The sequence below is a fragment of the Herbaspirillum sp. Sphag64 genome (genome assembly GCF_014192645.1).
In the GTDB taxonomy this organism is placed as follows: Bacteria; Pseudomonadota; Gammaproteobacteria; order Burkholderiales; family Burkholderiaceae_D; genus Herbaspirillum.
In genome coordinates this window covers 76,633-98,075 of the sequence record NZ_JACHYE010000004.1, presented here as the reverse complement: position 1 = coordinate 98,075, position 21,443 = coordinate 76,633, and the positions used below count along the sequence as shown (strand labels likewise).

15 protein-coding genes, 1 tRNA gene and 1 pseudogene are annotated in these 21,443 nt (G+C 52.7%); 8 read left to right on the top strand and 9 right to left on the bottom strand.

Going from position 1 to position 21,443, the window contains the following annotated elements:
• Window positions 1-40 precede the first annotated feature (40 nt).
• Together FHW66_RS09040 and FHW66_RS09035 are read left to right on the top strand one after the other, a co-directional pair.
• Window positions 41-1,213 (top strand): deoxyguanosinetriphosphate triphosphohydrolase, encoded by a 1,173-nt coding sequence (locus tag FHW66_RS09040; protein WP_183379452.1) that lies wholly within the window; start codon window positions 41-43, stop codon window positions 1,211-1,213.
• Between the two features lie 54 nt (window positions 1,214-1,267).
• Window positions 1,268-1,876, top strand: a complete 609-nt coding sequence (locus tag FHW66_RS09035; RefSeq protein ID WP_183379451.1) for a hypothetical protein — start codon at window positions 1,268-1,270, stop codon at window positions 1,874-1,876.
• 36 nt (window positions 1,877-1,912) lie between these two features.
• Here the strand turns inward: FHW66_RS09035 and FHW66_RS09030 are convergent, their stop codons facing one another.
• Complete coding sequence (locus tag FHW66_RS09030; RefSeq protein ID WP_183379450.1) at window positions 1,913-4,264, bottom strand: Tex family protein; 2,352 nt, start codon at window positions 4,262-4,264, stop codon at window positions 1,913-1,915.
• A gap of 294 nt (window positions 4,265-4,558) precedes the next feature.
• On the opposite strand from FHW66_RS09030, the gene pth reads away from it, so the two are divergent.
• Complete coding sequence (gene pth, locus FHW66_RS09025; protein ID WP_183379449.1) at window positions 4,559-5,137, top strand: aminoacyl-tRNA hydrolase; 579 nt, start codon at window positions 4,559-4,561, stop codon at window positions 5,135-5,137.
• A gap of 114 nt (window positions 5,138-5,251) precedes the next feature.
• Here pth and FHW66_RS09020 read toward each other — a convergent pair whose 3' ends face one another.
• Window positions 5,252-5,986, bottom strand: coding sequence for a DsbC family protein (locus FHW66_RS09020; RefSeq protein ID WP_183379448.1), 735 nt, complete (start codon window positions 5,984-5,986; stop codon window positions 5,252-5,254).
• Window positions 5,987-6,080: 94 nt separating this feature from the next.
• The gene (locus FHW66_RS09015; protein WP_183379447.1) at window positions 6,081-7,322 is read right to left on the bottom strand and encodes an FAD-dependent monooxygenase; all 1,242 of its coding nucleotides are present in this window, start codon (window positions 7,320-7,322) and stop codon (window positions 6,081-6,083) included.
• Window positions 7,323-7,494: 172 nt separating this feature from the next.
• Between FHW66_RS09015 and FHW66_RS09010 the strand changes: the two genes are divergently transcribed.
• Window positions 7,495-7,570, top strand: a tRNA-Phe gene (locus FHW66_RS09010).
• 566 nt (window positions 7,571-8,136) lie between these two features.
• Here FHW66_RS09010 and FHW66_RS09005 read toward each other — a convergent pair.
• From FHW66_RS09005 to FHW66_RS08995, 3 genes are all read right to left on the bottom strand, one after another.
• Window positions 8,137-9,009 (bottom strand): DNA adenine methylase, encoded by an 873-nt coding sequence (locus FHW66_RS09005; protein WP_183379446.1) that lies wholly within the window; start codon window positions 9,007-9,009, stop codon window positions 8,137-8,139.
• A 46-nt stretch (window positions 9,010-9,055) separates the two neighbouring features.
• Window positions 9,056-10,390, bottom strand: a complete 1,335-nt coding sequence (locus tag FHW66_RS09000) for a hypothetical protein (RefSeq protein WP_183379445.1) — start codon at window positions 10,388-10,390, stop codon at window positions 9,056-9,058.
• Window positions 10,391-10,482: 92 nt separating this feature from the next.
• The gene (locus FHW66_RS08995) at window positions 10,483-12,159 is read right to left on the bottom strand and encodes an AAA family ATPase (RefSeq protein WP_183379444.1); all 1,677 of its coding nucleotides are present in this window, start codon (window positions 12,157-12,159) and stop codon (window positions 10,483-10,485) included.
• 312 nt (window positions 12,160-12,471) lie between these two features.
• Between FHW66_RS08995 and FHW66_RS08990 the strand changes: the two are divergent.
• The 4 genes and pseudogenes from FHW66_RS08990 to FHW66_RS08975 all read left to right on the top strand — a co-directional run.
• Window positions 12,472-12,814, top strand: a pseudogene (locus tag FHW66_RS08990) (transposase); the annotation flags it as partial.
• A gap of 332 nt (window positions 12,815-13,146) precedes the next feature.
• A complete protein-coding gene (locus tag FHW66_RS08985) occupies window positions 13,147-13,488 on the top strand; it encodes a hypothetical protein (protein ID WP_183379443.1) in 342 nt (113 codons plus the stop codon).
• 179 nt (window positions 13,489-13,667) lie between these two features.
• Window positions 13,668-14,345: a class I SAM-dependent methyltransferase gene (locus FHW66_RS08980; RefSeq protein ID WP_183379442.1), complete on the top strand. Its 678-nt coding sequence runs from the start codon at window positions 13,668-13,670 to the stop codon at window positions 14,343-14,345.
• Window positions 14,346-14,648: 303 nt separating this feature from the next.
• Entirely contained in the window at window positions 14,649-16,322 is a 1,674-nt protein-coding gene (locus FHW66_RS08975; RefSeq protein ID WP_183379441.1) for an L-lactate permease, read from the top strand.
• 78 nt (window positions 16,323-16,400) lie between these two features.
• On the opposite strand, the gene FHW66_RS08970 is transcribed toward FHW66_RS08975, so the two are convergent.
• The 3 genes from FHW66_RS08970 to FHW66_RS08960 are packed head-to-tail and all read right to left on the bottom strand — an operon-like array spanning window position 16,401 to window position 21,437.
• Window positions 16,401-16,784, bottom strand: a complete 384-nt coding sequence (locus FHW66_RS08970; protein ID WP_183379440.1) for a response regulator — start codon at window positions 16,782-16,784, stop codon at window positions 16,401-16,403.
• Window positions 16,781-17,344 carry a chemotaxis protein CheX gene (locus FHW66_RS08965; RefSeq protein ID WP_183379439.1) on the bottom strand — a complete coding sequence of 188 codons (564 nt, stop codon included), beginning with the start codon at window positions 17,342-17,344 and terminating at the stop codon, window positions 16,781-16,783. The genes FHW66_RS08970 and FHW66_RS08965 overlap by 4 nt, the downstream gene beginning before the upstream one ends.
• The gene (locus FHW66_RS08960) at window positions 17,325-21,437 is read right to left on the bottom strand and encodes a two-component regulator propeller domain-containing protein (RefSeq protein ID WP_183379438.1); all 4,113 of its coding nucleotides are present in this window, start codon (window positions 21,435-21,437) and stop codon (window positions 17,325-17,327) included. The genes FHW66_RS08965 and FHW66_RS08960 overlap by 20 nt, the downstream gene beginning before the upstream one ends.
• Between the last annotated feature and the right edge of the window lie 6 nt (window positions 21,438-21,443).

The window sequence follows — 21,443 nt, the reverse complement described above, 5'->3', positions numbered from 1 at the left end:
CAAAGGGCTGTTGAAAACATTGATGAAATGAGTTTCTGCCATGACCCAAGACGTACAACTCGCCCCACTGAAACTGGCTCCCTATGCCGCGCACGACAACCATTCTGCAGGTCGGCGCTACGCTGAACCAGCGCCTGGTTCGCGCACCGAGTATCAGCGCGATCGTGACCGTATCGTGCATTCCACTGCATTTCGCAGACTGGAATACAAGACGCAGGTCTTCGTCAATCACGAAGGCGATCTGTTTCGTACGCGCCTGACGCACAGTATTGAAGTGGCACAGATTGCCCGCTCCTGCGCCCGCAATCTGCGTCTCAATGAAGATCTGGTGGAAGCGATTTCGCTGGCGCATGATCTGGGCCACACACCCTTCGGCCACGCTGGTCAGGATGCACTCAACGCCTGCATGCAAGACTATGGTGGCTTCGAACACAACCTGCAAAGCCTGCGTGTGGTCGATGATCTGGAGCAGCACTACGGCGGCTTTGATGGCCTGAACTTGATGTTTGAAACGCGTGAAGGCATCCTCAAGCACTGCTCGCTGACTAATGCCCGCCAACTCGGCGCAATTGGTCAACGCTTCATCGACAAGAAGCAACCCGGGCTGGAAGCGCAACTGGCCAATCTGGCCGATGAAATTGCCTACAACAATCACGACATCGACGACGGTCTACGCTCGGGCTTGCTCACCGTAGCGCAGCTTAATGAGGTGGATTTCTTTGCACGACACCGGCAACAGGCAGAGGCCGTATTCCCCGGCATCAGTGGCCGGCGTGCCATCAACGAAACGGTACGTCGCATGATCAATACGCTCATTGTCGACCTGATCGGCACATCACGTGCCAACATCGCCGATGTTGATCCGCGCAACATTGAACATGTACGCAATGCCCCGCCGTTGATTGCCTTCTCGGAAAAGATGCAACAGGAAGCCGCGCTGCTGAAACAGTTCTTGCGCCAGAACCTGTACCGTCACTATCAGGTCAACCGCATGACCAGCAAGGCCCGCCGCATCATCATTGAGCTCTTCGACGCTTTTTTCAAGCAGCCGAATCTGCTGCCGCCCGACTATCAGGTCCAGCTGCGCGCCAGCGAAACCGAAGACGAACTGGCGCGCCGCCAGGCGCGTCAGGTTGCTGATTACATCGCCGGCATGACCGACCGCTATGCCATGCGTGAGCACCGGCGACTGTTCCTGGTCGAAGAGTTGTAGCCTTCCACGACTTATCGACCGATTCGCTTAACCATTTTCACCCCTGATTTAACAATGATGTATTCACGACTGCTGGCGATTTCGCTACTCGGCTTTTTTCTTCACACCAGCAGCCATGCTGCGGAAACCATCGTCATGCTGCGGCATGGTGAAAAGCCCGAGGGTGGATTGGGACAATTGAATTGCCAGGGATTGAACCGGGCGCTGGCACTGCCCGCTGTTTTGCAAAAGAAATTTGACAAACCCGCCGCCATTTTCGCGCCGAATCCGGGCGTACAGAAACGTGACGGCTTGCAGCGCTACAACTACCTCCGCCCGCTGGCGACCATTGAACCGACCGCCATTGCACTGAACATGCCGGTCAATACCGACTTTGGCTGGGAAGACACCGACCAGTTGCAAGCCGCTTTATTAGCGCCGCAATACCAGAATGCGACCGTCTTCGTGGCTTGGGAACATCACTTGCTGGAACGTGCCGCACGCAAAATAATGGCGGACAATGGCGGTGATCCGGCGCAGGTGCCGGTGTGGAAGAGCAGCGATTTTGACAGTCTCTACATCATCACCATCAACACCAACAACAGCACCGGCAAACCCAGCGCCAGCTTCCGTTACGACACGGAGGGACTCAATCAGTTACCGACTACCTGCCCCGCTCACTGATCTCATTGAGCGCAGTGAACGGACAGGCAAGCAAGCTCAGCCCTTCAATTTAGCAAAGGCTGCGGCCATGGCACTGTTGGCCGGTGCTGCTTGGCGTTGCTGCTGATTCTGATGTTGTGACAAGCGTCGCGCATCGTTACGGTCGCCACGCTGCTCCGGTTTGCTACCGGCCACAGGCGCGCTGTCCGACAGGCGCATCGTCAACGCAATCCGCTTGCGCTTGGCGTCAACTTCCAGCACCTTGACCTTCACCACCTGCCCTGCTTTCACCACGGTATGCGGGTCTTTGACAAAGGTATTCGACAAGGCCGAGATATGCACCAGACCATCCTGATGCACACCGATGTCGACGAAAGCACCAAAAGCCGCCACGTTAGTGACAACACCTTCCAGAATCATCTCGGGACGCAGGTCACTGATTTCTTCCACGCCTTCCTTGAAGGTTGCCGTGGTGAATTCCGGACGCGGGTCACGACCAGGCTTTTCCAGTTCTTTCAGAATATCGGTGACCGTTGGCACACCGAACTTTTCATCCGCATATTTTGTGGGATTCAATGACTTCAGCAAGCTGGCTTCACCAAGCACGCCTTTGACGTCCTTGTTGATGTCCGCGAGGATCTTCTGCACCAGCGGATAAGACTCCGGGTGCACCGCAGAGGCGTCCAGCGGGTTCTCACCATTCATCACCCGCAGGAAGCCGGCAGCCTGTTCGAACGTTTTCTCGCCTAGACGCGGCACTTCACGCAATGCAGCGCGCGAGCGGAACATCCCCTTCATGTCACGATACGACACGATGCTTTGCGCAACGCTCGCATTCAAGCCCGACACGCGCGCCAGCAGCGGCGCCGATGCCGTATTCACGTCCACACCAACGGCATTGACGCAGTCTTCTACCACCGCATCCAGCGAGCGCGCCAGCTGGGATTGACCAACATCATGCTGATATTGACCGACACCGATGGATTTCGGATCAATCTTCACCAACTCCGCCAGCGGGTCCTGCAAGCGTCGTGCAATCGATACTGCACCACGCAAGGAGACGTCCAGCTCTGGCAGTTCCTTGGAGGCAAATTCGGAGGCCGAATAGACCGATGCACCGGCTTCGGAGACGACGATCTTGGTCAGCTTCAGCTCGGGTCGTAGCTTGATCAGGTCTTGCGCCAGTTTGTCAGTTTCGCGCGAAGCAGTGCCGTTACCAATCGAAATCAGTGACACCTTGTGCTTCTCGGCCAGCAGCGCCAGCGTGTGCAGCGAGCCTTCCCAGTCGTTACGCGGCTGGTGTGGATAAATGGCGGTGGTATCGACCACCTTGCCGGTGGCATCCACCACCGCCACCTTCACGCCGGTACGCAAGCCAGGATCGAGCCCCATGGTGGCACGCGGGCCAGCCGGTGCCGCCAGCAGCAAATCCTTCAGATTGCGGGCAAAGACATTGATCGCCTCGGCTTCAGCGCGCTCACGTAGACTGGTCATGAGCTCGGTTTCCAGATGCATGAACACCTTCACGCGCCACGCCCAACGTACCGTATCGGACAGCCACTTATCCGCCGCACGGCCCTTGTTGCTGACGCCAAAACGCTGCGCAATGCGATTCTCGCAAGGATTATGCGGCGCATCCCACTTCGGCTTTTCTTCTTCACTATCCAGACGCAGCGTGACCGTCAGCATCTCTTCGCGACGACCGCGGAACAGTGCCAGAGCACGGTGCGAGGGAATCGTACCGAGGGTTTCAGAATATTCAAAGTAGTCGGCAAATTTCTCACCGGCGTCCTGCTTGCCCTCAACCACTTTCGACTCGACCACGCCATGCTCGGTCAGATATTCACGCAGCGCCTGCAGCAACTGCGCATCTTCGGCAAAGCGCTCCATCAAAATCTGGCGCGCACCATCGAGTGCCGCCTTGGTATCGGCCACACCCGGGTTATCGCCATTGTCAGTGGTAAAGGCAGGCTTGAGGTACTTGGCGGCTTCCTCTTCCGGGTTCAGCGACGGGTCAGCCAGCAAGGCATCCGCCAGCGCAGTCAAACCAGCTTCCGCAGCAATCTGCGCCTTGGTGCGGCGCTTGGGCTTGTAGGGCAGATACAGGTCTTCGAGACGGGTCTTGTCTTCGGCGTGCACAATGGCATCGAGCAAGACCGGCGTCATCTTGCCTTGTTCTTCGATGGAAGCAATGATGGCCGCACGGCGGTCTTCCAGCTCGCGCAGATAGCGCAGACGCTCTTCCAGCAAACGCAATTGGATATCGTCCAGACCACCGGTCGCTTCCTTCCGGTAACGCGCGATAAAGGGAACTGTTGCCCCCTCATCCAGCAGCGCAATCGCGGCAGCAACCTGCACCGGCTTGGCGGCGAGTTCAAGGGCTAATCGTTGTTCGATCGAAGGCAACATGGCAATGAATCCAGAATTGAAAAACAAGCGTTGGATGATACGCAATTCAACTGTCCGCGCCAATCTTGACAGCCCAGAAATCACGATAAAGCGCCGAATTATTTCAGATTCCCGAGCAGGACCCGGCACCGGGCTTGCCTGCGTAGCAACAAACCACGCCGCAGGCTGGCAAGGAATCGCAAAGCGCTGCAAAGTGCCAGCAAAAGCGACGCAATGTCGGCGCAATGTGGACGTATGCGCGCGATATCCGCGATAATCTGCGCTTATCGTTTTTATCGTTGAAGACCCAAACGCATGTCCATCCGCCTTATCGTCGGCCTCGGCAATCCCGGCCCGGAATATGAACAAACCCGCCACAACGCAGGCTTCTGGCTGGTCGACAATCTGGCCGGCAGTGTCCGTCTGAACCGCGAAGCACGCCTCAATGCCCTGATGGCAAAGACTGTCATCAGCGGCCAGGAAGTCTGGTTGCTGGAACCACAAACCTACATGAATCGTTCCGGCCAATCGGTCGGCGGTCTGGCGCGCTTTTACAAGATCGCCGCCGAAGAGGTACTGGTGGTGCACGATGAGCTCGATCTCGCGCCTGGCGTTGCCAAGATCAAAAAAGGCGGCTCCTCTGGCGGCCACAATGGCCTCAAAGACATCACCGCCGCGCTCGGCACGCAGGATTACTGGCGTCTGCGCATTGGCATCGGCCATCCGCGCACCCTTGGCCTGCAACAACCGGTTGCCGACTTCGTGCTGCACCGGCCACGCAAGGAAGAACAAAACCTGATCAACGACGCCATCGACAAAAGCCTGAGCGCGATTCCGCTGCTGTGCGAAGGCAAATTTGAAGCTGCCATGATGCAGCTACATACCGGGAAATAAGCTCAAAACAAGCTAAAAATAAGCCCCATCTCCATCCCGACAGCCCATAAAAAAACGGCGTTACGCATCAAGCGCAACGCCGTTTTTCTTTTTTGCTGTGGTATTTCACCGCATTTATTTCACGGTCGTCAACTTCTCTTCCAGCGCCTTCGCATCGATCGCGCCCGGAATCCGCGAGCCATCCGCAAAAATAATCGTCGGAGTCCCGGTAACCTTCAACTTCTTGCCCAGTGCCAGCACCTTCTCATGCGGTGCAGTGCAGCTAGCCGGTGCAGCAGGCGCTTCCTTAGCGTCGCTCATCCAGTCGCTCCAGGCCTTGCCGGGATTCGGCGCACACCAGATGTTGCGCGACTTGTCGATAGAGTCTGCCGCCAGAATGTTGTACTGGAAGGTATAGACAGTGATGTTATCGACTTCCTTGAGGGTCTTCTGGAAGCGCTTGCAATAGCCGCAATTCGGATCTTCAAACACCGCGATTACGCGCTTGCCATTACCCTTCACGGTCTTGATGGCCAGATCCAGCGGCAGGTCAGAGAAGCTGACCTTGTTGAGCGACTGAATCTTTTCCTTGGTGAAATCGTGATAAGTCTTCGAATCGACAACGCGACCAATGAACAGATATTGCGCCTTGGCATCGGTATAGATGACATCGCCATCAATCTGCACTTCATACAAGCCCGCATAAGGCGTCTTGGTCACCGAATCCACCTTGGCACCCTCACCCAGACGCGGCTCAATCAGTTTTTGAATGGTCGCTTCGGTACTATCAGCGCAAAACGCCACGCCGCTCACACATGCCAACACCACACCAGCAGTTGCTGCAGCAATAAAAGCAGAAATCTTCTTCATGTTCTTCCAGTAATAAAACAAAAACGCAGCCTATGCCGCGCACGGGGTCAAGTCAGATGCAACAGCCTGATGTAACCGCTAGGCTCACAGCCTATCACGCACCCTTGCCAAGCGCATGGGCCATCAGGCGTCGCTTTAAGACAGGCAAATGATTGACCAGGTTCAAACCAATATTGCGAATTGCTCGTAAAGGTTCGACATCAACCTCAAACAATCGCGCCAATCCATCGGTCGTCAATTGCATCAGCAATATATCTTCTTTTCGGGATCGGGCGTAACGACGCAACATTTTAGGGTCGCCGCAGTCGCGATAGGGCTCGCGCTCAGCAATCTGCTTCAGCAACCCGGCAACATCCGCAAAACCGAGATTCATCCCATGCCCGGCTAGTGGATGCACCACGTGCGCCGCATCGCCAATCAATGCCACGCGCGGCGCGATGATCGCATGCGGCTTGATCAGTCGCAATGGAAACTCCCGAACCAGCTCAGGCAACAACGGCGTCAGCTGCCCCAGGCTTGGTTCAGCGTAACGTGCCAGCTCCTGTGCCAAATGTGCGGCAGGCTGCCGCATCAGCGTATCAGCCAGCGCATCCGGCGCAGACCACACCAGCGACACCTTCTGCCCCGGCAACGGCAACAAGGCCACGATCCCTTCGGCGGCCGTGAACCATTGACGGGCAATGCCGTTATGCGGCTTCTCACAGGCGAAATTACTCACAATGGCGCGTTGACCATAGGAGCGGTAGTCCAGCCCGATATCGCATTTCCCGCGCACCCACGACTGCGCGCCATCCGCGCCCACAATCAAATCGGCCTGCAACGTATCGCCATTCTCCAGTTGCAGCCATGCACTCTGCGGATCAGCCTGCAAGGACTTGGCACGCGCCTGTATCACCCGCACATTCGGTGCAAATTTAAGCGCAGCATCAAGCGCCTGATTCAGATTACGGTCCTCGATAATCCACGCCAGCGCATCCACCCGAGATGCATAAGCATCAAAAGACAACTGCCCGGGATTGGACTCGGCATCACCCACCACATCCATACCGGTCACCGGCGCGATCCGCTCTGCATCAAGCGCATCCCAGACCTTGACCGATGCCAGCAAGGACTGACCAACCTGATTGATCGCATAGACCCGCACGTCCCAGCTTGCCTGCTCCCCCTGTGGCGGAGCAGAGGGCGCTGCCAGCAGGTTCACCCGCAAGCCAGCCTGCGCCAATGCCAGCGCCGCCGTCTTACCGATGGCGCCGGTACCGACGATACAGATATCACAGGAATGCGTCGGTGCCGGACGACCCGCAGCGACGGAAGAGGAAGTAGTGTGAGCGTTCATGGTGGAACATTATAATCGGCTTCCCGGATTGCCTTTCCTTGATCTCCATCATCGGAATTCACAACAGTTTGTTCTTTTAAACGACGCGGTTTTGAGGAAAAGGGGAAACATTTTACGAAAAACAAAAATACTTCTTGCATTCTTCAAATATCTTGCTATACTTCTCCGTCTTGGCCTGGTAGCTCAGTCGGTAGAGCAGAGGATTGAAAATCCTTGTGTCGGTGGTTCGATTCCGCCCCGGGCCACCAAGAATATAAAGGCTTAGCTTCGGCTAGGCCTTTTTTTCGTATAAATGTTTTCGCCCACTTAGAAGACGACATTCTCGCGAGTGCCCATCAAAGTTATAAAAATGACGTCGGGCAATATCGAGAAGCCTTACGAGTGCATGCTGATGAGACCGTTGATAGCCCTCATTTTTTCAGGAAGGTCAAATGGGTGATTGACCAATTTAACGAAACGATAAGTCGATCAAGCTTCTCTGATGAGTTCAGAATCTCCATGGGAAATTATTGAAACTCCCTAATAGATGAATTGCGTTTTCTCGTACTTTTTATGCCTCCGCTCTGCGCTGATCCGGTGGCATGTTCCAAAATGGAACATACCACTTCTTCTTGTAGCTCATTGCTGAACTACGCCTCAACCTTAATCGAGCCATGAGGCGGTGTGGCGCAAAAATTCCGACGTTTCATCCCGCAGCGTAAGATTGTGCATGTGAAGATGACTCGAATTAGCACACCGACAACGACTCAAACTAGGAAGCCAGCCTTCTGATCGAAGTCTTAGTTGCAAAATAAATCCTCGCCATAATCTTGAATCAGGCTGCGATCTTTTGCTCTTCAATTTTAAATGTTCGAATTGACTCTGGAACACGCAACTTGGGATCCAGCACCATAAGTTCTGTGCCAACCCTTTTTGTCTGTGCAGAATAATTCAAACTACTGCTAAACATAGGATATTTTTTATATAAATCACGTATTTCGGAGGCATCGTCGTACGTAACCATCCAGCGCCGCGAGATCTTATGGACAGACTTTGCTAGCAAGGCATGGTCCTTAGCAGTATAGAAATTCGCGTACAACTCGGGGCCTTTACCAAAATAAGGCGGATCAAGGTTTACCAATGTTTTTTCTGCGGTTTTTGGCAAGACGTTTTTAATAAAATCAACAGCATCTAAACAAGTTAATGATATCTGCTCTCGATAGCCTGCTATGCGCCTTATCTTTCGAATCAATTCAGGCTTGATGAAGCGGCAGTCCATCTTATAGTTGCCTGTTTGAGCCAGCCCCCCAATTACGCCCGCCTTAATAATTCCAGATCGATTTGTACGATTTAAGAAAAGCGTAGCAAATCCCTTGCTGACTACATCTTCGTCATCAGAAAAATACACTGTGCGCTGTTTATGCCACTCATCCATATCCACCTTGGTGCTCTCAATTTTGCTGCACAGCGCATCGGTGTGATTAAGAGCGGCAGACCAAAATGCATAAATTGCAGGGTCAAAATCATTCAGGTAAATTTTGTCGACATATCCATCTAGCAGCAAACTCACGGCTATGCCTGCCCCGCCTGCAAACGGTTCTGCATATTCGCCATAAAACAGATCATTCTCTCGAATGAGCTCGATGATAAATGGCACCAATTGGCTTTTCCCGCCTGGATACCTCAAGGGTGTATTTGTGATTGGCATTTCTACGTAAACCAATTAAGCGCTAACCAATGACAGGACCTGCACTCTATGCAATCTTCCGCAATAGAGCAAGCAAAACGTGCTCGATGGAATCCCATGCTTTGATAGCGTAAGTCTTCGTAGGAATCATTCCGCCATGGACAAAATGTCCAATAGAATCAGGCGAATATCTACTATCTTTATCATTCGCCATCACCCTCAAACTTTTCAATTCGCGCTCCGTGAATCCGTCAGCTGACAATAAATCAGCAACAATTCCCAGCCGCTGGTGCAACTCTTTCGGCGCCGCCCGACCATTCTTCTTGAGATAAATAGTTGCCGCCTGTTCAATCACAGCCCTCAGGAGATATGTTGCCGAAAAACTATATTGTTCCGCATCTATTGCCCTTAGCTCATCGTACAGACGCTTCAGTATTTTGTCGGTAATTCGTGCTGAGAAATCGGAGGGAATCACAGATCTCCTCTTATCTGGACTAGGATTGTTGCGAACAGAAGGAAGAACTGCCTCACCGCCTTTTTCTGTTGAAGAACTGTCCCTAGGCTGACGTGTGCCTAAATCCACAGGGGTAAGTCCATAATTCGACGGCGCCACTCCATCATTGCGCAGTTTCTCACCATAAGCCTTGCGATCTGCTGCGGTACTTCGCGATCCCACCTCGCTGGCTGGATCCAATGCGTCGTTTAGAAACTTTATCACGACGCGATTAAACTCTTCCACAGCTACACTAATCGTGAGAGTTTTGGTATCGATCAGCCCGAGAACGTGTCTAAAGACTGGATTGCTCAAATATCGAGTCAGCGTGGTAATGCTAAGTTCATCTATGCGATCCGCCTTAAGCAAGTGTTCCCTTCGGGCATATTCGATTAAAAGAGAAGCCTGAATATTAGGGTTAGATGCCCCCTCTGACTGCGCATTAAATCGCGTGATTTGCCTTGCATCCCATGTGCGTGTGCCGATACCATTTTGTTCGCCCTCGTGCCGCAAAGATATCCAGCTTCGTGACTCTTTTCTATCCTCGAATACGACCATTTCGAATGCGTTCGGCACCCTCTCCATATTGGCGGCCAACTTCCGAAAGTATTTTTTATTCGCCTCAGTATTTGCTTTATCGGGATCTGCCAATAACTTAAAAGCACAAACGCGGCGATTCCCCTCTGCCGCAATGAAAGCATCTTTTATTTTTGGATGTGGGAATACAGCAATCCGCTCAAGCGGACTAGTTCCACCGACTTCCGAAATATGTCTCGCAAGCTGTTTCACGTTCTCTTTTTCAATGAGATACGCAATTATTTCCAACTCATTTTCAATCGGATCGTGTCGCGGATTAGCATTATCCAAATAAACACGACTCAGCTTTATCTTCTTCACGGCATACGTCATCAATCCCCCCTACATCCTGATATTTCCGATAAAGCATACAACAACCTATGCCACCTGCGAGTGTCTAATAAATCGGCAAATGAATTCTCACCTCATGCAGCGACAAGGGGTAACCCCTTTCGAGTATTAATAAGGTTGATCCGCTCAACAAACATTTTTACAAAAATCTCGCGCTCTCCAAGCTGGGCGCAATAGTAAGTGACATACTTCTTAAAATCTGCCTCGTGCCTTTCGACCCATTTTTTGCACTGACCGATGGCGACCTTCTTTTCGTCCATCACATCAGCTATCGTGAGAGACGAAACTCCAGCTCTCTTCATATCATTTAGTATTGCGGTCTTCTCACGCCTAAAGCGCAAGAAGAATTCATGGTCGTTAGGCAATCCGAGAATAAAACAGATTATTCGTCGCTCCAGCGCGAGCTTGTCAGCATCAGGGACGAGCATAAAGGTACCTTTATCTTTAATGGCCTTGGTTACGCCTTCGGGAACATCAGCATCGAAGATAACGAATGAATTCTTGAGTAGGAGGGAGAAGTTCTTACATAGACTTGCCAACGACGAGTATGGCGTACCCTCATTGCTAGTTTCTTGATTGAGGTTGCTGTGAAAGGACACCAACTTCAGCACTTCCGAACTCTTAATCAGCCGCTTGACGTAATGAATCGCGATAGGATCTTCGCAAAAAACATCGATTTTTTGCGATTCAGCGACATCCTCAGGACGTACAAGGGTTAGCTCTTGATACGCTAATTGATATTCTGGGTTAACAATGATTGGGTAGTTTCGGTCTTCTGCAGCAGAGGATCCACTAACAAAATTAATAACGACTCTTTTTGAGTCCAAATTATGTTTATGATTCAAATAGATGTCCTGTATTAGATGAAGAGAATGCGTCGTTATTACGATTTGAACACGATATCTCGCTGACCAATCATACAAATATCGAAATAGATTTAACTGGGCTACGGGGTGAAGACTGCTTTCAAACTCATCTATGCAGAATATTCCATTCCCAACATTGCCAGTTTTCGGAAACGCCCTCTGAAACCCGATTAATTTGTTGAAGATCGCACCTAGATTATCTTCGCCCGAAGAAATCGATTCATAATCATATCTAGCATTTTCACCAGTCGGCGCAAAAGTTGTCTTTTGACCTTTTTGATGAATCGGCGCAAACACACCATAATCGGTGCTTGGCAGAACAAATTCATAAAAATTCTTCTGCTCAGCCCGCTCTCTTTCGGTGAGAGAAAATTCCTCCCCCATATCTGGTCTAGCTTTTGTGTCAACCAAAGGGAGAAGACGCTTTAGATTCAAAAACGACGTATTGTATGAAAAATTTCCGTCCCCTTTTTCCGCTCCAGACATCACAACACGATGTCGATTGGTAGAGTTTGCGACGTAGTAAATCTTGACTTCCTCTTTGAGAAGCTCTTCTTCCTTGGTGGTTTTTACGATCAAGTTATAGGAATAATCATTTCGATCGTAGATTTCGGATAGCTTGAATACCTCTTTGAGCGTTGTTTTTAGCTCACGACCGAAGGCATCTTTCGACTCACTGGAAAATGGATGCGCAATGAGCCCCATCAATGAAGTCTTCATCGAGCCATTGCGACCAACAAGCACCGTGATATGGCTACCTAATTCGACCGTGCGGTTACTAAAAGACCTAAAGCGCCCGATTTCAATTGCTTTTATCAACTCGATTTGAATTTCTTTGTTGTCTGTATACCCGAGTTCTTTTTTTGACTTTGCAATGTACCCCATAGCCCCCGCCAGTGATTGTTTGATATATCTGAAATATCTTCGCACCAAATAGTTACGAAAATTTTATCATTGAATGATTTCTCGGTATCGCGGGCGACAAGGGTTAGTGTGTAAATTACCCTGGCAGGTTGCATGTCCTCAAAAAGCTCGAAAAAATATCCGCCTCAAAAATTCTCTTACATATAGTGGGTCTCATTTGTCTACTCCCAATAAAGCCGCGTAAACATGGAGTTTCGCGGGTAGCTCGGGCCTATACATAATTTTGTGTAAACGAACTATTGACAGGAAACTGTCGCCTTGTCCGGAGCAACAATGAGTAAGAAGAAACACGACGTACAAGAAGAACTACTGGCTGGATTGCTAGCCAATTACAAGAATCCAGAAGATTTAATAGGTGAAGAAAGGCCTGTTGAAACATCTCACCAAGCTGATGCTGGAACGGGCGCTTGAAGCCGAACTGAGCGAGCACCTCGGTCATGACAAGCATGGAAGCGTCTCCAATGATATGGACAACACGCGGAACGGCAAGAGTCGCAAGACGCTCAAGGGTGAATTTGGTGAGCTGCCGATTAAAATTCCCCGCGACGGTCATGGCAGCTTCGAACCGAAGCTGGTGTCCAAGCATCAGACGCGTTGGGCCGGGTTCGACATGAAAACGGCATTCAACCATTTTTCACTATTACCTCAAGCAACAGTGCTTAAACAACGGCGCTTGACGCCTCCAGATCAATCAATCCATACTGTACACGTCCCGGAAAAAGACGGGACCGAGTTGGGAAGCTCGATGAAAGTAACGGCGAACGAGCCGCAATGCGGCTATTTTTTTGTTCGTTTGTCCAGGCACGTCTATTCAACGGCGGGTCTTGGCAGAGAAGCCTTCGGGCTTGCCGATGGTCGTTGCTTTCTCGGTACTTCCCACTTTGTCATGCACCCGCCACCTCATTGGGAAGTGAGGTACGGGTCTCTTGTGCAATTAATGGAGGCTATGTGACCAATACCACCGCATCAAATCAACACCCTATCCCACCAACCCACGAAGATTTCCGCTGGATTCACGGCCCCGGTCGTGAGGAAAAATTCGCTGACTTCATCGAACTCACCCGCGACATCAGTGCCGGCATTACCTCCTGCATGCAAATCGTCTATGCGCGTGATCTGGCCAATGAATTGAATCAGGATGCGGATGCCGATTCTGAACCGGAGGCCGCGCCATCGATTGGGAAGTCCGATAGCGTTAACCTGTATCGCCTCTCGCTGGCAGCAGCGACCTTGTTGCGTGATGTGTCTGAGGAACACATTGCGCGGCTGAACAAGTTTTGGGATGAATAATTGATATTCCGGGAGGGGCTTGCACGGTGCGGAGAGACCGTGCAAGTTTGTGGTTTGCCAAATAACCACGGCGAGTTGACGGCAATCAGCGCAACGAATAGATTGGCAGCACCGGGCCGCTACCGTCCGTAGCTTGATACAGAGACGTTTTTCCTACTCCCCACAATGGAACGCACTTCATGTCGACTCTTTTCAGTATTGCCAGCGCCACGCACTCCGCTGACCCCACGACAAAGCCATTACATTATTATAAAAAGTACCAGCAATTCCTGAGTCACCATGGCATTTCACCCCGTAGCATTTTAGAAATCGGCACCTATCAGGGAGAAAGCACGAAAGTGTTTTCGCGTGCATTTCCCGAGGCAAAAATCGTGGCGCTGGATATTGAATTGCGCAATATCGATTTTTCCGCCTTTCCCAATATCACCTATTTGCAGGCAGATCAAACCAAGGCGGCTCAGCTTGCCGAGATCATCTTGACGCATTTCCCGGAGGGCATTGATCTGGTGATTGAGGACGCCTCGCATTTTGGTTATTTCTCGAAGTTAACCTTCGATGCCGTCTTTCCGTTTGTGAAAAAAGGCGGTGCCTATTTCATTGAAGATTGGGGAACCGGTTATTGGGATAGTTTTCCGGATGGCTCCAGATTTCAAGAGTTCCCCATCGCGGTGCATGCCAACAATTTACCTAAACGGCTGCCAAGCCATGATTTCGGTATGGTCGGTTTTGTGAAGTCGCTGGTTGACCTGACTCATGAAACCGCGATCAAGACTACGCAGCAGGCTGAATCGAAATACCAGTCGAGAATTGACACGCTGGAATTTGGCGAGGGTATTTGCATGGCGCTGAAAGCTTGATCGGAGCACTGAAGCGTTTTTATCGCGCAGTGTTAGAAAAGGAGTGACATCAAGGGGCCAAGCGCCCCTTTTTTCATGGTACTTCCCCGCTGCGGCTACCTGAACCACAGTCGCACTCTCCTTCAGACAAATTTTAATCATCAGTCGCTTGAGAATCTTTCAATTCGGATGTTGATGGAGTGTCGATAATGCTCGCCGAGGTGACGTCGATCATCGGTCACGGCGAGCCCTATCTCTGCTCGCCGGGCAGCGTACTACAACACTACACAACAACAAAATCAAAACAGTCATTGGGAGATCTTCATGAGTTGGCAACAGATTTACGATCCATTCGGCAATATGCTTGTCTCTACGCTGCTGGCCGCCGTGCCAGTGGCGGTGATGCTGGTGTGCCTGGGTTTTTTGCATATCAAGGCCCATATCGCTGCGGCGCTGGGTTTATGCAGTGCTTTGGCAATTGCCGTGCTGGGCTACGGCATGCCTGCTGCGATGGCGGGCAAGGCGGCATTTCTGGGCGGTTTAACCGGGCTGCTGCCGATCGGCTGGATTGTGCTGAACATCATCTTTCTGCAGCAACTGGCGGAGCAAAATGGCAGCTTCAAGATTCTGCAGGATTCACTCTCCAGTATTACCAAGGATCGTCGTCTGCAGTTGTTGCTGATTGCGTTCTGCTTCGGCGCTTTCTTTGAGGGGGCGGCGGGCTTTGGTACACCGGTCGCGGTGACTGCCGGCATTTTGATCGGCCTGGGCTTTTCGCCACTGGCCGCTTCTGGCCTGACGTTGATCGCCAATACTGCACCGGTTGCCTTTGGTGCTTTGGGCACACCCGTCATTACGCTGGCGAAAGTGCACGGCTACGATCTAAGTGCTGTGACGGCAACGATTGGTATTCAACTGGCGTTTTTCTCGCTGCTGATTCCGTTCTGGCTGATCTGGGCATTCGCTGGCCGTAAAGCCATGCTGGAAATCTGGCCTGCGATTCTGGTGACAGCGGTCAGCTTTGCGGTTCCGGAATATCTGGTGTCCAACTTCATTGGGCCGGAGCTGGTCGGGATCATCTCGGCGATTGTGTCGATGGCGAGTCTGATCGGCTTTCTGCGTATCTGGCAACCCAAACAGATCTGGACGTCCGTGGCGCTGCGTGGCCATGCAGAGGAAGCGACTGCTTCTGCTGCTGCAGCAGAATCGGCAACGGCTGTTACCCGATACAGCAAGGGTGAGCTGGTGCGCGCCTGGACGCCGTGGATGATTCTGACGGTTTTCGTCTTTATCTGGGGTCTGCCGTCGGTAAAAGCTTATCTCGACCATCTCTTTATTGCCAAATTCCCGATCGATGGATTGCATAACATGGTGCAGAAAGTGGCGCCAGTGGTGAGCAAGCCGACCAATGAGGCGGCCATCTATACCTTGAACCTGCTCTCTGCGACCGGTACCGGCATTCTGTTATCAGCGGTCGTAGGGGCCTTGGTGATGAAGTATCGTCCGTGGCAAGTGGTCAGCGTGTATCTGCGCACTTTCTGGCTGGTCCGTTATTCGTTGATGACCATCGTGTTGATGCTGGGCCTGGGGACGCTGACCCGTTATTCAGGCACCGATACCACATTGGGTCTGGCGTTCGCGCATTCGGGAGCGCTTTATCCGTTCTTTGGTACCTTGATGGGCTGGATGGGCGTTGCCATGACCGGCTCAGATACGGCCAGTAATGTTCTGTTCGGTGGGATGCAGAAAGTGGCTGCGGAGCAGCTGGGCTTGCCGGCCAATCTGATGGGTGCTGCCAACAGCGCTGGCGGTGTGATGGGCAAGATGATTGATGCGCAGTCGATCGTGGTGGCTTCTACCGCAACCCGCTGGTTCAATCACGAAGGCGATATTCTGCGCTTCGTCTTCTTGCATTCCGTGATTCTGGCGTGCCTGGTCGGCATTCTGGTGACGCTACAAGCCTATGTCTGGCCGTTCACCTTGATGGTCATTCATTGATCACTGACTATTGATCAATGCCCTCTGACCGCTAACGTCCAGGCATTGCCGTTTTGTTCGCCGCCTCAGAAATGATGCTCAGGGACTGATCTCTGAGGCGGTCATCGCGCGGCGGATTGCCTGGCGTAGTTTATCGGCCTGGAATGGCTTGATGATGTAGCCCTTGGCACCGGCTTCGAGCGCATCGAGGACGGTATTCTTTTCCGCATGCGAGGTGACGATCAGGATGCGGGCCTCCGGGTGCCTACCCAAAATCCAGCGCGTGGCGGCGATACCGTCCATTTCCGGCATGGTGATGTCCATCGTGACCAGATCAGGACGGTAATGTTCGTAGGCTGTGAGCGCCTTGGTTCCGCTGTTGGCGGCGGCAACAACGGCATGCCCCAGTTCTTCCAGCGTTGCAATCAGTTTTTTCTGACTTAGCAACGCATCATCAACCACCATGATTTTTAGCTGCTTCATGTACTCTTTCCCCTTGCCTTCAATCCATTCGATACTTTTTCAAACAACGCATAGGGCCAGATAATGCTCAAGACCAGGTAACCAAAGTCGGTCACCAGCGCAACACTGGTATAGGCTGCACTATGCGCCTGGTGCATGCTGCCGACATTCTGTATCACCACCGGCGGTGACATGGAGATTCTGCCACCTTCTGCATCCAGCCGGTTTGCCATCATGTCCTCCAGATAGGCAAGACAGTGCCCGAGGATGACATTGGAAATTTCGGCAGCAGCTTCGTTCATGTACAAGTCATGCTCCTCAGGTGGCACGACCAGTCCTTCCATTTCCTGCTTGAGCAGGTACGCCAGCAAGGCATGATCAAAACTGACCGTGACCAGATTGCTGATGGCCCCACCCAGTCCAATGATCGCCGTCACATCGCGCAATGCAAGCGCATCGGCCTTGCCGCTGACGGCTGGCTGGGCAACACACTGAATTCGATGTGTTGATTTTAAATATTTCTGCGCATCAGACGCAACGATTTCAATTGTCTTGTGAATGTCACTGCTGCTCAAACTCATGCATCTGCCTCCATTCCTGCTGTGCCAGACCAACGATTAACTGCGATGGAATACTGAAACGGAATTCGGTGCCACGGCCGGGCTGCGTCACGACCGCCACTGACCCGCCCAATTTTTCTATCTCCTGAAGTGTAGCTGCCAATCCGATGCCGCGCCCGGAAATCTGCGTGACTTGATCACGGGTCGAGAAGCCATCCAGGAATATTAAACGTAATGCCTCTTCGTCGCTCAGGGCCGCAGCTTCGATTGTGGTCAACAAACCCTTTTCCACGGCGCGACCACGGATGTCATCGCTGTCCATACCATAGCCGTCGTCGCCGATACACAACAGGACCTGTTCGCCATCTTGCTGGACCCGGCAATGGATGCGTCCCATCTCATCCTTGTCAGCACGCAATCGGGTTTCTACGTCCTCAACGCCATGATCGACACAATTACGGAAGACGTGCACCAGCGATTTGCAGAACGGTGACAGCAGGCGCGGATCAACCATCACATCGTCGCCCTCGAAGCGCAACGGTGCCACATGCTTGCCCAGACGTTCCCCAAGCTGTGCCGCCGCCTTAAAATGCGGCAACAGCAACGCCGACAGCGGTTGACTGCAGGCCTCCTGCAGTGCCTCGGCCAATTCTGTCCCGATTGCAATGCGGGCGTCGATGACGGCCTGTATCGCTTTCTCGATGCGTTCGAGCGCACTGACCTTGATCTGAATTAACTTGTCCGCGGCAAAATAGGCCGCGCCGAGCTTTTCACGCAAGAGGGCCAGATCGTTTTCCATCGGCGTGCGCAGATCGCTCAGGTCGAGCGTACGGATCAGTGTTTCCTTATCGATGTCGTCATGCTCAGCAAGATCGGCGAGTGCATCCTCCAGCTCATGCAATACGACAGGCATGGAGGGCAGGCCTTCTTGGGCGAACAATCCTTTGTAAGTATGAATTTCGCGGTGTATCTCAATGAGCAGCTGGTCTGCCGGTGCGTCGCTATGCAACAGTGATGGCAGGACTTCTTGATGGAACTGCTGCCATACCTGCAGGGTGTCGAGCAGATCGTTGCGGTTTTCCATCGCATTGACCAGGAAGTCGAGGCGCTGGCGCTCCTGCTCGATCCGTTCCTGCAAGGCCTTGGCATCGCTGATGTCGGTGAGGATCATCATGATCCGATGGTCGCTGAGATAACGGTATTTGGCGTCGTAGTCACGACCGTAGAGACGATATTCGGTCGGCAGTAATTCCATGTAGATTTCACGCCGGTTCAGATCGTCACCGCAACGGAAGACATGGGTCAGATTTTTTTCGATATAGGTGCGCTGCTTGTCATCGTCATACAGCAGCCCCGGAAGGAAGACATCCTCAATGCCGCGATCAAAGATCTTGTGGCACTCGAGACTATATTCAGGATCCACCCGCAGATTGGCCGCAAAGGACAAAAAGCCCTGTCCCGAGTTATCCAGCAAGGTACTGACCTGCGTGCTCTTACGCTCGGCAACGGCGCGTGCTGCAGTCGCTTCAGCGGTACGTTCGAGCACCAGCTTTTCGAGGCGGATCTGTTGCTGCGCGAAGTGTCTGATCCGTGCACGATAGGCTAAATAGGTACTCCCCAATACGATCACGGCAACCAGCAGACGGAACCACCAGGTTTTCCAGAACGGTGGTGTAATCACAATGATCAGGCTGGCGCCCTGCTCGTTCCAGCTGCCCTCCTTGGTTGCTGCCTTGACCCGGAATACATACTTGCCAGGTTCCAGGTTGGTATAGGTGGCGACCCGGTGGTTGGCATCGGTATAGACCCAGTTCTTGTCGAAACCGTCCAGCTTGTAGGCGTAACGATTGTGTAACGGGTCCGCAAAATGCAGCGCCGCGAACTCGATCGAAAAGACGGAGTAGCGATAGGACATCGTGACTTTGCCCGCATGGTTGACCGCACCATCGATGCTGAAGCCATTCATGTCGCCAGCACCACGTACTGATTTATTGAAAATCAAAAAGTCGGTCAGTACCACCTGTGGCTGTACGTTATTGTCGCGAATGGCTCCGGGATCAAAGATGTTCAGGCCGCGCGTACCGGCGAAGTACATCCGGCCATCCTGATCCTTGAACGTGCCACCGACCATGTAGGTACCATCAATGAGGCCATTGGCAGAGGTAAAGTTACGGAAGCTCTCATGGACCGGGTCGAAGCGTGACATGCCGGTATTGGTGCCCATCCACAGATATCCCTTGGCATCTTCCTGAATATCCAGAATGACGTCATTTTCCAGGCCATCCTTGACTGTGTAATGCTTGAAACGGATCCGCCCTTGCGCATCACGATAGACGCGATTAAGACCTGTGGTCGTCGTTACCCACAGCGTACCTGAACGGTCTTCCAGCAATTGCGTGACGGTATTCTGGCTCAGGCTGGTGGGATCTTTTTCGTCGCGCTGAAAATGCTCTGCACGACCGGTCTTGCGATCAAACAGATCCAGCCCGCTGGAAGCCGTTCCTACCCATAGATTGTGCTTGCTATCTTCCATCAGGGTGAACACCCAGGGATTGGCGATACTGGTGGGGTCATCCGAGCGATGTGGAAAATGCTGGAAGGTCCGGCGCGCCGGATCAAAACGATCCAGGCCAGCATCCATGGTACCGATCCACAATATGCCTTGATGATCAAACATCATCGTGTAGATCTGATTGGAGCCAAGACTATTAGGGTTGGTTGGATCGTGTGTGAAATGAGTGAAGCGACCAGTGGCCGGGTCGAGCAGATCGAGGCCGCCGGCACTGCCAATCCAGACACCTTCGGCATTGACTTGCACCGCTCGCACGGTATTGGAGCTCAGACTATTCGCGTCTCCCGGCCGATGCATGAAGGACTCGACTTCGCCGGTGCGGCGATCCATGCGATTGAGTCCATTTTCAGCGGTACCCATCCATATCTTGTCATGGTCTGCGACGGCAAAACCCTGAATGCGACCTTCGCCAATCGTGTGTGCTTCACCGGCCAGATGCACAAAGCGGTCAAAGCCACCACCCAGCAAATCGACCCGGCTGATCCCGCGATTCCAGGTGCCTACCCACAATACCCCGGATCGATCCTGCAGCAAGGTAACGATACGATTATCGGCCAGACTGTGCGGGTCGCTGGGCTGGTTGCGATAGGACTGAAAATGCTCCGCACTCGGATCCCAGCGCTTCAGACCATCAGTCTGTGTGCCAACCCAGATAGCCTCGTCCTGGTCCTGATAGAGCGCGGTAATGATGCCGGGTTGCAGGCCTTCCTTGGTGCCAAAACGCCGCTTGCTGCCGTTGCTGGACCATAACTCGACGCCGGCAGCGGTACCGATCCAGAGTCCGCCATTGCGATCTGCCATCAACGAGCGAATATCGTTGAACTTGCTATCGGCCATGGCACCGTCATCCAGACGGAAGTGCTCGAACGTCGTCGCGCCTGGCGCCAGCCGATCCAGTCCGATCGGCGTCGCAACCCACAGGTTGCCGCGCGCATCCAGTACCAGATCGCGTATTTCATCACTCAAGAGACTTGTTGTCTGATTGGGATCGTGGCGCAAAACCGAGAATTTACCGCTGTCGATATCAAGATGCCAGAGGCCGTCCAGGGTTGCCAGCCAGATGCCATGCGTACCATCTCCCTTGATCGCGAGAATCTGCTTACTAGCAGAGGGGGCGTGATAGTCCTTGGTATCGTTGCTGTAGCGGATAAAGCTTTCATCTGCCGGGTTGTAGCGCATCACGCCACCGCCCCGCGTGCCAACCCAAAGTTCACCCTTGGCATCCTGGAACAGCGCCGTTACCCAGGGCGCAGCAAGACTGGTCGGTTTATTTACATCGGAGCGGTAATAGGTAATGCTCATCCCGTCGTAACGGGCCAGCCCACTCTGGGTGCCAATCCAGATGAATCCCTGCCGGTCTTGCAGCATCGTCTGCACCAGCTCGTGTGGCAAGCCCTGTTCGATACCTAATTGCTGAAAGCGCGGATACTTGAGCGGCGCTCCCGTTGCAACGGTGCAGCAAAGTACCAGCATCCACGCGCCGAGCAAGGATTGGCAAAGGCTGCGCAGTTCTCGTTGCAGCAAAAAGTATCGAGCGGTCATGTTCTG